The 13,978-nt window shown below is 71.9% G+C and carries 12 protein-coding genes; 8 read left to right on the plus strand and 4 right to left on the minus strand.

The features are described 5' to 3' along the window. The first annotated feature begins 115 nt into the window (after positions 1-115). Together K7854_RS24980 and K7854_RS24985 are read left to right on the plus strand one after the other, a co-directional pair. On the plus strand, positions 116-1,651 hold the full coding sequence (locus tag K7854_RS24980; RefSeq protein WP_226028793.1) for an RNA polymerase sigma factor: 1,536 nt from the start codon (positions 116-118) through the stop codon (positions 1,649-1,651). A 166-nt stretch (positions 1,652-1,817) separates the two neighbouring features. Continuing rightward, the gene (locus K7854_RS24985; protein ID WP_226028794.1) at positions 1,818-2,675 is read left to right on the plus strand and encodes a S1 family peptidase; all 858 of its coding nucleotides are present in this window, start codon (positions 1,818-1,820) and stop codon (positions 2,673-2,675) included. A gap of 111 nt (positions 2,676-2,786) precedes the next feature. Here K7854_RS24985 and K7854_RS24990 read toward each other — a convergent pair whose 3' ends face one another. Further along, positions 2,787-3,017, minus strand: a complete 231-nt coding sequence (locus K7854_RS24990) for a DUF7455 domain-containing protein (protein WP_122618489.1) — start codon at positions 3,015-3,017, stop codon at positions 2,787-2,789. 440 nt (positions 3,018-3,457) lie between these two features. Here K7854_RS24990 and K7854_RS24995 point away from each other — a divergent pair, with 440 nt between their 5' ends. From K7854_RS24995 to K7854_RS25020, 6 genes are all read left to right on the plus strand, one after another. Beyond that, positions 3,458-5,581 (plus strand): DNA gyrase/topoisomerase IV subunit B, encoded by a 2,124-nt coding sequence (locus K7854_RS24995; RefSeq protein WP_226028795.1) that lies wholly within the window; start codon positions 3,458-3,460, stop codon positions 5,579-5,581. Positions 5,582-5,841: 260 nt separating this feature from the next. Then, positions 5,842-6,366: a DUF1453 domain-containing protein gene (locus K7854_RS25000; RefSeq protein ID WP_226028796.1), complete on the plus strand. Its 525-nt coding sequence runs from the start codon at positions 5,842-5,844 to the stop codon at positions 6,364-6,366. Further along, the gene (locus tag K7854_RS25005; RefSeq protein WP_226028797.1) at positions 6,363-7,517 is read left to right on the plus strand and encodes a sensor histidine kinase; all 1,155 of its coding nucleotides are present in this window, start codon (positions 6,363-6,365) and stop codon (positions 7,515-7,517) included. The genes K7854_RS25000 and K7854_RS25005 overlap by 4 nt, the downstream gene beginning before the upstream one ends. Next, positions 7,514-8,203 carry a response regulator transcription factor gene (locus K7854_RS25010; protein WP_226028798.1) on the plus strand — a complete coding sequence of 230 codons (690 nt, stop codon included), beginning with the start codon at positions 7,514-7,516 and terminating at the stop codon, positions 8,201-8,203. The genes K7854_RS25005 and K7854_RS25010 overlap by 4 nt, the downstream gene beginning before the upstream one ends. 69 nt (positions 8,204-8,272) lie before the next feature. Beyond that, positions 8,273-8,851, plus strand: a complete 579-nt coding sequence (locus K7854_RS25015; protein WP_226028799.1) for a DUF485 domain-containing protein — start codon at positions 8,273-8,275, stop codon at positions 8,849-8,851. Continuing rightward, positions 8,848-10,440: a monocarboxylic acid transporter gene (locus K7854_RS25020; RefSeq protein ID WP_226028800.1), complete on the plus strand. Its 1,593-nt coding sequence runs from the start codon at positions 8,848-8,850 to the stop codon at positions 10,438-10,440. The genes K7854_RS25015 and K7854_RS25020 overlap by 4 nt, the downstream gene beginning before the upstream one ends. Positions 10,441-10,486: 46 nt before the next feature. On the opposite strand, the gene K7854_RS25025 is transcribed toward K7854_RS25020, so the two are convergent. The 3 genes from K7854_RS25025 to K7854_RS25035 form a co-directional block, all read right to left on the minus strand. Next, positions 10,487-11,167: a response regulator gene (locus tag K7854_RS25025; RefSeq protein WP_226028801.1), complete on the minus strand. Its 681-nt coding sequence runs from the start codon at positions 11,165-11,167 to the stop codon at positions 10,487-10,489. Further along, a complete protein-coding gene (locus K7854_RS25030; protein ID WP_226028802.1) occupies positions 11,164-12,834 on the minus strand; it encodes an ATP-binding protein in 1,671 nt (556 codons plus the stop codon). Before K7854_RS25030 ends, K7854_RS25025 begins: the two co-directional genes overlap by 4 nt. A gap of 151 nt (positions 12,835-12,985) precedes the next feature. Then, positions 12,986-13,930, minus strand: coding sequence for a ferredoxin family protein (locus tag K7854_RS25035; protein WP_226028803.1), 945 nt, complete (start codon positions 13,928-13,930; stop codon positions 12,986-12,988). Positions 13,931-13,978: the final 48 nt, after the last annotated feature.

Below are 13,978 nucleotides of genomic sequence, written 5' to 3' on the forward strand. Positions count from 1 at the left end.
GCTGTGCATCTCCCCGGCCCGCCCGTACCGTCGGCCCATTCCCAAGCCGGTGGTCGGCCCCTGTCCGCCGTGGACGGGGCCGGAAGCCGTTTTTCAACGTTCCGAGAGGTTGTTCGTGTCGGCCAGCACATCCCGTACGCTCCCGCCGGAGATCGCCGAGTCCGTCTCTGTCATGGCGCTCATTGAGCGGGGAAAGGCTGAGGGGCAGATCGCCGGCGATGACGTGCGTCGGGCCTTCGAAGCTGACCAGATTCCGGCCACTCAGTGGAAGAACGTACTGCGCAGCCTCAACCAGATCCTCGAGGAAGAGGGTGTGACGCTGATGGTCAGTGCCGCAGAGCCCAAGCGCACCCGAAAGAGCGTCGCAGCGAAGAGTCCCGCCAAGCGCACCACCGCCACCAAGGCGGTCGCGGCCAAGACGGTGACCAGCAGGAAGGCGACCGCTCCCGCCGCCCCGGCAGCGCCCGCCACCGAGCCCGCCGTCGAGGAGGAGGCCCCCGTCAAGAAGGCGGCGGCCAAGAAGACGACCGCCAAGAAGGCGGCGGCCAAGAAGACCACCGCCAAGAAGACGGCGGCCAAGAAGACCACCGCCAAGAAGGAAGACGGCGAGCTTCTCGACGACGAGGCGACCGAGGAGCCGAAGGCCGCGACCGAGGAGCCCGAGGGCACCGAGAACGCGGGCTTCGTGCTGTCCGACGAGGACGAGGACGACGCCCCGGCCCAGCAGGTCGCCGCGGCCGGCGCCACCGCCGACCCGGTCAAGGACTACCTCAAGCAGATCGGCAAGGTCCCCCTGCTCAACGCCGAGCAGGAGGTCGAACTCGCCAAGCGCATCGAGGCCGGTCTGTTCGCCGAGGACAAGCTGGCGAACTCCGACAAGCTCGCGCCCAAGCTCAAGCGTGAGCTGGAGATCATCGCGGAGGACGGCCGCCGCGCCAAGAACCACCTGCTGGAGGCCAACCTCCGCCTGGTGGTCTCCCTGGCCAAGCGCTACACCGGCCGCGGCATGCTCTTCCTGGACCTCATCCAGGAGGGCAACCTCGGTCTGATCCGCGCGGTGGAGAAGTTCGACTACACCAAGGGCTACAAGTTCTCCACGTACGCCACCTGGTGGATCCGGCAGGCGATCACCCGCGCGATGGCCGACCAGGCCCGCACCATCCGCATCCCGGTGCACATGGTCGAGGTCATCAACAAGCTCGCGCGCGTGCAGCGCCAGATGCTCCAGGACCTGGGCCGCGAGCCCACCCCGGAGGAGCTGGCCAAGGAGCTCGACATGACCCCGGAGAAGGTCATCGAGGTCCAGAAGTACGGCCGCGAGCCCATCTCGCTGCACACCCCGCTGGGCGAGGACGGCGACAGCGAGTTCGGTGACCTCATCGAGGACTCCGAGGCGGTCGTCCCGGCCGACGCGGTCAGCTTCACCCTCCTGCAGGAGCAGCTGCACTCCGTGCTCGACACCCTGTCCGAGCGCGAGGCGGGCGTCGTCTCGATGCGCTTCGGTCTCACCGACGGTCAGCCGAAGACCCTCGACGAGATCGGCAAGGTGTACGGCGTCACGCGTGAGCGCATCCGCCAGATCGAGTCGAAGACCATGTCGAAGCTGCGCCACCCGTCTCGCTCCCAGGTGCTGCGCGACTACCTCGACTAGGTAGCCGCAGGCCGTACGAGCGGACGGAACGAGAAGACGGTACGAGCGACGAGGGCCCGGTCCCGCCAGGTGCGGAACCGGGCCTTCGCGCTGGGCAGCGGGTGCGCGACACGGCGTACTGGATCACTCTGGGTGTCCCATGACCACCTAGGAGTGAGGAGCCCGCATGCGTCGTCTCTTTGCCCGGACACTGGCCCGGCCGCTCGTGCTGGCGGCCGCGGCGACCGCGATACCGCTGGGGTCCGCCGCCCCCGCGGCCGCCGACAGCATCGTCGTCGGAGGTTTCCCGGTCGAAGTGTCCGACAGTCCGTGGACCGTCGCCCTGTCCAGCCGTGACCGGTTCGGGGGTACGCGCGCGGGACAGTTCTGCGGGGGTGTGGCCGTCGGCCGGACCACCGTGCTCACGGCGGCCCACTGCCTGGGGGAGGAGGTGCTCGGGTCGCCGCCGGAGCGGGTGGACGACCTGAAGGTCATCGCCGGCCGGACCGACCTGCTGTCGGACCAGGGCCAGGAGATCCCCGTTCGCTCCGTGTGGGTGAATCCGGGGCACGACGACAGCAGCAACGCCGGCGACTTCGCGGTGCTTACCCTCTCCGAGGCCCTTCCGGCCGGCTCCGTCATAGGGATGGCGGCGGAAGGCGACCCCGCGTACACGCCGGACACGGGCGCCCTCGTCTACGGCTGGGGGGACACCTCAGGGGCCGGTGACTACGCGAACGGCCTGCACGCGGCCCGGGTGCGTGTGCTTCCCGACGCGTCCTGCGAGCGGGCGTATCCGGGGAACGACGACGGGCGGTACCTGCCGAGCACCATGCTCTGTGCCGGGGAGGATGCCGGGGGCCGCGACGCCTGCCAGGGGGACAGCGGAGGCCCGCTCGTCGGCCAGGGGAGGCTCATCGGTCTGGTGTCGTGGGGGAATGGCTGCGGGCGCCCGGGCAGCCCCGGGGTGTACACACGCGTCTCCTCGGTACTGCGGACGCTGGGCTGGGACGGCACGGCCGCGCAGCAGCGCGGGGGCGTCTGACGGCCGCCGAGAGCCGCTTGGACACGAGCACGGGCGGCCGCCTCCGGTTTCCGGAGACGGCCGCCCGTTCATCGGCCTGTGCCGATTCGGCTCGTCGTCGGGCGCGTTGGGTCAGCGCTCTTCCTCGGGGGAAGAAGCCGGAACGGCCGTCAGCCGCTCCGTCTCGTCCTGTATCTCAGCGGCGATCTTCTTGAGTTCCGGCTCGAACTTGCGGCCGTGGTGGGCGCAGAAGAGCAGTTCTCCGCCGCTCAGCAGGACGACGCGCAGATATGCCTGGGCGCCGCAGCGGTCGCAGCGATCGGCGGCCGTCAGCGGGCTTGCGGAAGTCAGAACAGTAGTCACGTCGCCTCTTCTCTAGCTCGACGAGCTGTCGTACCAGGGTCAACATCCAACCAGCCCCAAAACGTTCCCGCTCGTGGCTTTTCCTCGAAAAAAGTTTCCGAGGGGCCGGCTGTTGCCGATTGGCGGCGAATGTGCCGTATTGCGTGTCTCTGTGTCGTACGGGTTCGCGCAGTCGGTCAGTGTCGGTCCCGCCGGCTGGGTTGCCGGTTTGTTCATGAGGACGTGCCCGGAGCCTAAATGGTTCATGCCTCGAAGGGAACGTGATGTGTACTTCACCCCATCGAGGGATCGAACAAGCATGCGACCCTGGACTAGGGTGAGTGCGTGACGAGGGTGGCGTTACAACGGCTCTACCAGGCCTCGGTACCCTCTGACCGGTGAACCGAGCCACGCCCTTACCCAGCGGGGCCCCATCTGAAATTCAGCGAGGAGCGAACCGCGTGACCGCCGATACATCCGTGCCGTCCACTGCGCTGCTGGCAGGAGCAGACCGGGACGGATCCAACTACACCGCGCGGCACCTGCTCGTCCTCGAGGGGCTCGAGGCCGTGCGCAAGCGTCCGGGCATGTATATCGGATCCACCGACAGCCGCGGCCTGATGCACTGCCTGTGGGAGATCATCGACAACTCCGTCGACGAGGCCCTGGGCGGTTACTGCGACCGCATCGAAGTGATCCTCCACGACGACGCCTCGGTGGAGGTCCGGGACAACGGGCGTGGCATCCCGGTCGACGTCGAGCCGAAGACCGGCCTGTCCGGCGTCGAGGTCGTCATGACCAAGCTGCACGCCGGCGGCAAGTTCGGCGGTGGCGCCTACGCCGCCTCCGGTGGTCTGCACGGTGTGGGCGCCTCCGTGGTGAACGCCCTCTCCGCCCGCCTGGACATCGAGGTCGACCTCGGCGGGCACACCCACGCCATCAGCTTCCGCCGCGGGGTCCCGGGCGCGTTCGCGGGAGCCGGCCCGGACGCCAAGTTCGACGCCGGGAACGGACTGCGCAAGACCAAGAAGATCCCCAAGAGCCGCCGCGGTACGCGGGTGCGGTACTGGGCGGACCGGCAGATCTTCCTCAGGGACGCGAAGCTCTCCCTGGACACCCTGCACCAGCGGGCCCGCCAGACCGCGTTCCTGGTGCCCGGGCTGACCATCGTCGTACGGGACGAGTTCGGCCTCGGCGACGGCGGCAGCAAGGGTGAGGAGTCGTTCCGCTTCGACGGCGGCATCAGCGAGTTCTGCGAGTACCTGGCCAGTGACCGGCCCGTCTGCGACACCCTCCGCTTCAGCGGGCAGGGCAGCTTCAAGGAGACGGTCCCCGTGCTGGACGAGGACGGGCAGATGACACCGACGGAGGTCACCCGCGACCTGGGTGTCGACGTCGCGCTGCGCTGGGGCACCGGTTACGACACCACGATCAGGTCGTTCGTCAACATCATCGCCACCCCCAAGGGCGGCACCCACGTCGCCGGCTTCGAGCAGGCGGTGGCGAAGACGATGAACGAGGTGCTGCGCGCCAAGAAGATGCTGCGCGTCGCCGAGGACGACATCGTCAAGGACGACGCCCTGGAGGGCCTGACGGCGGTCGTCACCGTCCGGCTCGCCGAGCCCCAGTTCGAGGGCCAGACCAAGGAGGTCCTCGGCACCTCGGCCGCCCGCCGCATCGTGAACAACGTGATCACCAAGGAACTCAAGGCGTTCCTGACCTCCACCAAGCGCGACGCGGCCCAGCAGGCGCGGGTGGTCATGGAGAAGGCCGTCGCCGCGGCCCGCACCCGTATCGCGGCCCGCCAGCACAAGGACGCCCAGCGCCGCAAGACGGCACTGGAGTCGTCGTCGCTGCCCGCGAAGCTCGCGGACTGCCGCAGCGACGACGTCGACCGCAGCGAGCTGTTCATCGTCGAGGGCGACTCCGCGCTGGGCACGGCCAAGCTCGCCCGGAACTCCGAGTTCCAGGCGCTGCTGCCGATCCGGGGCAAGATCCTCAACGTGCAGAAGTCGTCCGTCACGGACATGCTGAAGAACGCCGAGTGCGGGGCGATCATCCAGGTCATAGGAGCCGGTTCGGGCCGCACCTTCGACATCGACGCGGCCCGCTACGGCAAGATCATCATGATGACCGACGCCGATGTGGACGGCTCCCACATCCGCACCCTGCTGCTGACCCTCTTCCACCGCTACATGCGGCCCATGGTCGAGGCGGGCCGGGTCTTCGCCGCGGTGCCGCCGCTGCACCGCATCGAGCTGGTCCAGCCGAAGAAGGGCCAGGACAAGTACGTCTACACGTACTCGGACCGGGAGCTGCGCGACAAGCTCATGGAGTTCCAGAGCAAGAACATCCGGTACAAGGACTCGATCCAGCGGTACAAGGGCCTCGGTGAGATGGACGCCGACCAGCTGGCGGAGACCACCATGGACCCGCGCCGCCGCACCCTGCGCCGGATCAACCTGACCGACCTGGACTCCGCCGAGCAGGTCTTCGACCTGCTGATGGGCAACGACGTCGCGCCCCGCAAGGAGTTCATCTCCAGCTCGGCGGCCACCCTGGACAGGTCGCGCATCGACGCGTGACCAGGCGCAGTCCTCGGACCGGGCCCGGAAGCGAGAACCGGGCCCGGTCCGACGCGTGCGGACGGTTCGCGGGCGGTCCGCGTACCGCGTCGCCGTCGCGGGCCACCGGTCCCTCCACCCCTGGGTGGAGTGCCGTGCCGGGCGCGGCTCCACCCATGATCCACCCGGGCTCCGATCCCACGGCCTCGCGCTTTCCGTAACGTCGAAGGCGTCGGCGGGACCGCCGCCGGCATCCCCCTTCTTCCGCTCACGGAGGCACGATGTCCGGGCTCCTCGACGCACTGGTCGTCACGGCGGTGGCCGGTCTGGTGATCAGCCGGCAGCTGCGCCCAAGCCGGATCGACACCGACCGCCGCTGGTGGGTGCTGCCCGTGGTGCTCGGCGTCGTTGCACTGCGCGAACCGGGCATGATCGACGCCCACCACCAGACCACTGCCGTGCTGCTGCTCGCCGTCGAGCTGATCGTCGGCCTGGCCATGGGGGCCGGCTGGGCCTGGACCACCCGGATATGGGTCGAGGCCGACGGCGCCGTGTGGAGCAGGGGCACCCGGGCGAGCATCGCGGTGTGGGGTGCCGGCCTCGCACTGCGCGCCGGGCTCTACGGGGTCGGTGCGGTCCTGGGGGTGCGGCAGGACAGCTCGGCCCTGCTGCTCGCCCTCGCGGCGACCCTGCTGGTCCGGTCCGGCGTCCTGGCCTGGCGCGTCCAGACCCGGCGTCCGGCCGCGGCACCCGGCCCCGCGTACCGTGACGCCGTGGCCAGGCCCGCCTGGAAGGAGCCCGCGTGACGGAGAACGTGTGGACGAGGTGGCCCTCCAGGGAGGCGCTCCTGCCCGAGAGCGTGTCCCGGCCCCGCCGGCTGCTCACCCTGACGGTGCGGCTGGTGGTGTTCGGGATGCTGCTGTGGGGCGCGCTCACCAGCAGCCGTCTGCACGGGTGGGGCTCGGCCGCCGCGGCTGTCGGCCTGGTGGGCGCCGTGTGCGCGGCATGGGGCTTCTTCCGGACCACGCTCGCGCACCGGTTGCGGCCGTCCCTGGCCCTCGTCGCCGTGCTGCTCGCGATCGCGGCCGCCGCCCAGTCCGTCGGCTTCGCGGTCCCCGCACTGGTCGTCTGGTGCGGCTGCGCCGTCGTGGCCCTGGAACGGATGCCCCTCGCGGCCGCGCTGCCCGTGACCTCGGCCGCGCTGGCCTCCTACGCCGTGGTCAGCGACGACGCCTGGCTGACCACGGCGGCCACGGCGGGCGGGCTGGTTCTCGCCGGATACGTCCTGCGCCTCGACGCCGAGGCGCGGGGGAGCGCCCAGCGGCTGCTGGACCAGGAGCGTGCCGCCCGGGCGGCCGAGGCGGAGTCCGCGGCACTCGCGGAGCGGGCCCGTATCGCGCGTGAGATCCACGACGTGCTGGCGCACAGCCTCTCGGCGCAGATGGTGCACCTGGAGGCGGCCCGGTTGCTGATCGAGCGGGACGCGGACCGGCAGCAGATCCTGGACCGGGTCGTGGCGGCACGGGGGATGGCCCGCGACGGGCTTGCCGAAACCCGGCAGGCGCTGTCCGCGTTGCGCGGCGACCTGACGCCGCTGGAGGACTTCCTGAGCCAGCTCGTCGAGACGGCTCAGGGCGCGGCGGAGATCACCATTACGGGGGAACGCAGACCGCTGCCGGCCGAGGCGTCGCAGGCCGTGCGCAGAGTGGCCCAGGAGGCGCTGACCAACGCCCGCAGACACGCCCCCGGCGCGGGGGTGCGGGTCCGGCTGGACTACGGCGCCCGCGAAGTGACGCTGGACGTGCGTGATTCGGGAGGTCCGCCGGGCGAGGCCACCGGCAGCGGAGGCGGGTACGGTCTGCTGGGCATGCGGGAGCGTGCCGAGTTGCTGGGCGGCTCGCTGCGGGCAGGCCCGGGCGAGGAGGGGTTCGTGGTGACGTTGAAGGTGCCCGTATGACGGAGGAGCCCGGAAAGGCGCCCGCGCGGGTCGTGGTCGCGGACGACCAGACCGTGGTGCGCGAGGGGATCGTGATGCTGCTCGGTCTCCTGCCCGGCGTCGAGGTCGTGGGCGCGGCCGGTGACGGCGAGGAGGCGGTCCGGCTCGTCGCCGAGCTGGCTCCGGACGTGGTGCTGATGGACCTGCGCATGCCCCGGTGCGACGGGGTGGAGGCCACCCGCCGGATCCGGGCCGAGCACCCGGGCACCCAGGTCGTCGTGCTCACGACGTACGCGGACGACGCGTCGGTGTTCCCCGCGTTGCGGGCCGGGGCGCGCGGCTACCTCACCAAGGACGCGGGCGGGGACGAGATCGTCCGGGCGGTGCACGGCGTCCTGTCCGGAGAGGCCGGGCTGGCGCCGAGCATCCAGAGACGACTTCTGGAGCGCCTGTCCGAGCCCGAGCCCGAGCCGCCGCGTGCGGGACCGCCCGAACCGCCGGACGGGCTCACCGCCCGGGAGACCGAGGTGCTGGTCCTCATCGCCGAGGGGCTCAACAACCAGCAGATCGCGAGGCGGCTGCGGGTCTCCACGGCGACGGTGAAGACCCACATCAACAACCTGTTCGCCAAGACGGGCATCAAGGACCGGGCGCAGGCGGTCCGTTACGCCTATGGCAAGGGGCTGGTGCGGCCACCATCGGGATGAATCACCTGATGGGGTGAAGTGCCTGGGGAAGAAGAGTCGGGGATCTTCCCGTTCTGTCCATCCTTGGGCATGCAGTCAAGCAACGATCGGCCCCGAGGTTCCGGGGGCGGTCCCGAAAGCGCGGCCGACCACCGCGCCGTGCCGGGCAGGGCCTACGTCGAGACGGTGCCCGGCGCGCCGTACGACGTCCCGCGGTACGAGGACCCGTGGTACGACGCCCTCGCCTCCGGATGGGGGGAGTCGGCCGGCCTCGCAGCCGCCGGGCCGGCGTTGCCGCCGGTGCGTCGGGAAGCCCCGGCGGAGCCGCCCCGGGCCGCGGGCGACGTGTATCTGGAGGTCCAGCGCAGTGCGGCCTTCCAGGAGGTCCGCAGCCGGTACCGGAGGTTCGTGGGGCCGGCCGTCGCCGCCTTCTTCCTCTGGTACGTCGCCTACGTGGTGACCGCCACGACGGCGCCCACCCTGATGGCCCGGCCGGTGGCCGGGGCGGTGAACGTGGCGATGCTCGCCGGGCTCGGGCAGTTCCTCACCACGTTCCTGCTCACCTGGGCCTATGCCCGGCACGCCCGGCTGCGCCGGGACCGGGCCGCGCTCGAACTGCGCTGGGACACCCAGGAGCTGACGCGCGGGGCACGGGGCGGTGCGTCGTGACGGGTGATCACCAGACCGCGGCCCTCGTGCTGTTCAGCACGTTCGTCGCGGTGACGCTCGGGATCACCACCTGGGTGGGACGCCACCGGCAGGGATCCGCGGAGGAGTTCTACGCGGGCGGCCGCCTCTTCTCGCCTATGGAGAATGGTTTTGCCATCTCCGGCGACTACATGTCGGCCGCGTCCTTCCTCGGCATCTCGGGGCTCATCGCGCTCTACGGCTACGACGGCATGCTCTACTCGGTGGGCTTCCTGGTGGCATGGCTGGTGGTCCTGTTCCTCGTCGCCGAACTGGTCCGCAACTGCGGGCGGTTCACCCTCGCCGACGTCGTCGCCGCCCGGATGAGGGAGCGGCCGGTGCGGATCGCGGCCGGGACCTCCTCGGTCACCGTCTCCGTCCTGTACCTGGTGGCGCAGATGGTGGGCGCGGGCAGCCTGGTCGCGCTGCTGCTGGGCGGGACCACCGAGGCGGCGCGGACCTGGACCGTCATCGGCGTCGGAGCCCTGATGGTGATCTACGTGTCGCTGGGCGGGATGCGTGCCACCACCTGGATCCAGATCGTGAAGGCGGTCCTGCTGCTCGGCGGCACCGTGGCGCTGACCACGCTCGTCCTGGTGCGCTTCCACGGCGACGTCGACCGGCTGCTGCGCACGGCGGCCGAGCGCAGCGGCCACGGCGAGGCGTTCCTCGCGCCCGGCCTGGCGTACGGCGGGGACTGGGTCTCCCGCTTCGACTTCATCAGTCTGGGGCTCGCCCTGGTCCTGGGCACGGCCGGGCTGCCGCACATCCTGTCCCGCTTCTACACCGTGCCCACCGCACGGGCGGCGAGGCGGTCCGTGGTCTGGTCGATCGGCCTCATCGGCGGCTTCTACCTGATGACGATCGTGCTCGGGTTCGGCGCCGCCGCCCTGGTCGGGCCGGACGCCGTACGCGCGTCGAACGCCGCCGGGAACACGGCGGTGCCGCTGCTCGCCCTCGACCTGGGCGGCGGTGCCGAGTCCACCGGCGGGACGGTCCTGTTCGCGGTCGTCGCCGCCGTCGCGTTCGCCACCATCCTCGCGGTGGTCGCCGGCATCACCCTGGCCTCCTCGGCGTCCGTGGCCCACGACCTGTACGCGTCCCTGCGGCGCCGTCACTCCGAGCCGCGCAGCGAGGTCGCCGTGGCCCGGGTCGCCGCCGTCGGCATCGGTGCCGTGGCGATCGGGCTCGGTCTGCTCGCCCGCGACCTCAACGTCGCCTTCCTGGTGGGCCTGGCCTTCGCCGTGGCCGCCTCCGCCAACCTGCCGGTGCTGCTCTACTCGCTGTTCTGGCGCGGCTTCACCACGCGCGGCGCGGTGTGGGCGGTCTACGGCGGCCTGGTGCCGTCCGTGCTGCTCGTGCTGCTGTCCCCGGTGGTCTCCGGCAGCCCGCAGTCGCTCTTCCCGGACCTCGACTTCCAGTACTTCCCGCTGCAGAACCCGGGGCTCGTCTCGATCCCGCTGGGCTTCGTCGCCGGCTGGCTGGGCACGGTCACCTCCCCGGAGGTCCCGGACGAGGCCAGGCATGCCGAGACCGAGGTGCGGTCGCTGACCGGAGCGGGGGCCGTGTAGGGACGGCGGCCCCCGGTCCCGTGCGCCCCGGTGTCCGGCGGTCGCCTCAGGGGCGGGTCGCCCACGCGTAACGGTGCTCGGGGCGGCCCGCCTCGCCGTACTTGAGGGTCAGGACGGCCCGTCCGGTGCGTTCCAGCAGCTTCAGATAGCGCTGTGCGGTCTGGCGGCTGACGCCGGTCCGTTCGGCGATCTCCTGGGCGGAGAGCGGTCCGTCGGCCTTCAGCAGGCACTGGCGCACCAGCTCGGCGGTGGTGGGGGAGTGGCCCTTGGGCAGCCCGGGGTCGGAGGGTGCCGACAGGGCGCCGAAGATCCGGTCGACCTCGGCCTGTTCCGCCTCACCGCCCCCGTCGAGGGTGCGGCGCAGTTCGGCGTACGCCTCCAGCTTGGCGCGCAGACCGGCGAAGGCGAACGGTTTCACCAGGTACTGCAGTGCCCCCTGGCGCATCGCCGCCTGCACGGTCGACACGTCCCGGGCCGCCGTCACCATGATCACGTCGGTCTGGAGCCCCCGTCGCCGCATCTCCCGGACCACCTCCAGACCGGTCCGGTCGGGCAGGTAGTGGTCCAGCAGGATCAGGTCCAGGCGGGGCAGCCTCTCCACCGCCGCCAGCGCCTCCAGCGCGCTGTGTGCCTCGGCGGCGACGTGGAAGCCCGGCACCTTCTCGACGTAGGCGGCGTTGACCCGCGCGACCCGCGTGTCGTCGTCCACGACCAGGACCTCGATCATCGGGACTCCTCCTCGGCGGTGGTGGTCACAGGGGCGGTGAGGGCGGGTTCAGGGGCCGGTTCGGTCAGTGCCTCCGGGAGGACGACGACGACCTCGGCGCCGCCGCCGTACGCCTCCCCGACGGTCGCGCCGCCGCCCTGCCGTTCGGCCAGGCGGCGCACCAGAGGCAGTCCGATGCCGCGCTCGCGGTGGGCCGGCGGCTCCTTGGTGGACCAGCCCTCGGTGAACACCAGCTCCCGGTGGTCCACCGGAATCCCGGGTCCGGTGTCGCGCACCGTGAGCGTGGCGGCCCGCCCCTCGGCCCGCAGTTCGACCTCCACGCGCGCGTGCGGTGTCCCCGCGGCGGCGTCGAGGGCGTTGTCGACCAGGTTGCCCACGATCGTGACCAGCCCCCGGGGATCGACCAGGCGGTCCGGCAGCCGGGTGCGGTCCGAGACCCACAGGGCGACCCCGCGCTCGGCCGCGACGGTGGCCTTGCCGACCAGCAGCGCGGCCAGCAGGGGGTCCTGGATCCGCTCGGTGATCTGCTCCGCGGTGACCCGGTGGTCGCCGACCACCTCGCCGACGAACTCCACGGCGTCGTCGTACATCTCCAGCTCCAGCAGCCCCAGCAGGGTGTGCATGCGGTTGGCGTGCTCGTGGTCCTGCGCGCGCAGCGCGTCGATCAGGCCGCGGGTGGAGTCCAGCTCCCGGCCCAGCTGCTCCAGCTCGGTGCGGTCGCGCAGCGTGGCGACCGCACCGCCGTCGTCGGTGGGCATCCGGTTGGCGACCAGGACCCGCCGGCCGCGCACGGTCAGCAGGTCGGTGCCGGTCACCCGGCCGGCCAGCACGTCGGCGGTGCGTCCCGCCCCGAGCGCCTCGTCGGGGGAGCGGCCGACGGCCTCGCCGCCGATGCCCAGCAGCCGCTGCGCCTCGTCGTTGAGCAGCCGTACCCGGCCGCCGCGGTCGAGGGCGACGACACCCTCCCGGATGCCGTGCAGCATGGCCTCGCGTTCCGCGAGCAGCCCCGCGATGTCCGAGAACGCCAGGTCCCGGGTCTGCCGCTGCACCCGGCGCGAGATGATCCAGGAGGCCAGGGCGCCGACGGCCAGCGCGCCACCGGCGTACGCGAACAGGCCGGGGATGGCGTGGATCAGGCGTGCCCGGACGCTGTCGTACGCGATGCCCACCGAGACCGCCCCGACGATCTCGCCGTCGCCGTCGCGCAACGGCACCTTCCCGCGGGCCGAGCGGCCCAGGGTGCCGTCGTCGATCTCCATGACCTCGCGGCCGGACAGCGCCTGGCCGGGGTCGGTCGAGACGACCTGCCCGATCCGCCGCGGGTCGGTGTGCGACCAGCGCACGCCCTCGCGGTCCATCACGACGACGTACTCCGCCTTGGTGGCCTCGCGGACCCGTTCCGCCGCCCGCTGCACCGGGCCGTCCGGGGTCGGCCGGGTGGTCCGCAGGTCCCGTACGACCTGCGGCTGCTGCGCGGTGGTCTGCGCGATCGCCAGCGCCCGGCGCATCGCCTGGTCGTCCAGCTGGTCGCCGAGCGGCGCCAGGAACAGCCCGGTCGCCAGCACGGCTACGCCCGCGGCGATCGCCAGCTGCATCAGCAGCACCTGGGAGAACACCCGCCGCGGCAGGCCCAGGCGCAGTCGGCGGACGGGGGGAGTGGTGCTCATGGCCTTGACGGTACGTGGGGCCGGTGGCGTGCCGTAGCGGGGTGTGGCGTGTATCTCCCGCGGGACGGCCCGTGCCTCCTGTGGGGCGGCCCGTGCCTGCCGCGAGGTGGCCCGTGTCTCCCGTGGGGCGGCCCGTGCCTGCCGCAGGCCGTCAGCTCGCCAGTGCCGCCGCCACCGGCAGCGCGCGCACCGCGGTGACCTCCATCCGCGCCGGCGAACCCAGCACCGACGCCCCGCAGCTCTCCGGCCGTGGTGGCACCGACGCCGCCTGTACGACGGTGACGCGCCAGTGCCGGCCGTCGCGGTGGGCCAGGGTCACCTCCCAGCGCGGTGCGGCGCCGTCCGTCCGTACGACGGTCAGTGCCTGGGCGGTGTCCTCGCCGACGGCCGACCGCAGGGCCAGCTCGGCGGCCTGGCCCGGGCGCTCCCACGCGGAGTTCCCGCGGCAGCCCCCGACGACGATCCGGCCCTCCCGCGCGCTGTGCAGCACTTCCTTGACGGCGTGGGCCTGGACCCGGCCGTAGACGTATCCGTGGGGCAGAACGAGGACGGTCGGCGAGAAGCGGTGACCGCCCAGGTGGGTGACCTCCCACACGCCGTCGGCGCCGGACGCGGCGAGTTCGGCCGCGAGGGGTCTGCCGAGCAGGGCGCAGCACCGGTCCCGCTTCCCGTTGGTGCACACCAGGGCGAGTGGACCGCCGGTGTGGGGACGGCCGTCCAGGAGTGAGTCGAAGGTGTGGTGGTCGCCCCGGCCGAGTGCCGCGAAGTCGAGGCCGAGCAGCCGGCCAGCGTCCTTGATCGTGGTGCCGTGCAGCCACACGTTTCCCGGCACGGTGTGGGCCGCGTACACGGTGCGTTCGGCGGGCGTGCCCTGGTCCGCGTGGCGGCCGGGGCGGCGCACGAGCGCGACGCGTACGCCGGTCCCCTTCGCCGCCGCTTCGAGGGCACGCCCCAGCGCGGGGTCCAGATGGCTGGACGTGAGCGCCTTGGCGCCCCACGGGCCGGGCTGTTCGAGCAGCAACCAGGTCCTCGCGACGGGTGCGGTGCCCGAAACGGGCTCGTCGAGGTCCCAGGAGACGGTTGAGCACGTACTCACAGAGGTGAGCCTAACCTGACTTGGTCCGGGGCGACTTCCAGCCGCGCC

It is taken from the genome of Streptomyces hyderabadensis (assembly GCF_020404845.1).
In the GTDB taxonomy this organism is placed as follows: Bacteria; Actinomycetota; Actinomycetes; order Streptomycetales; family Streptomycetaceae; genus Streptomyces; species Streptomyces hyderabadensis.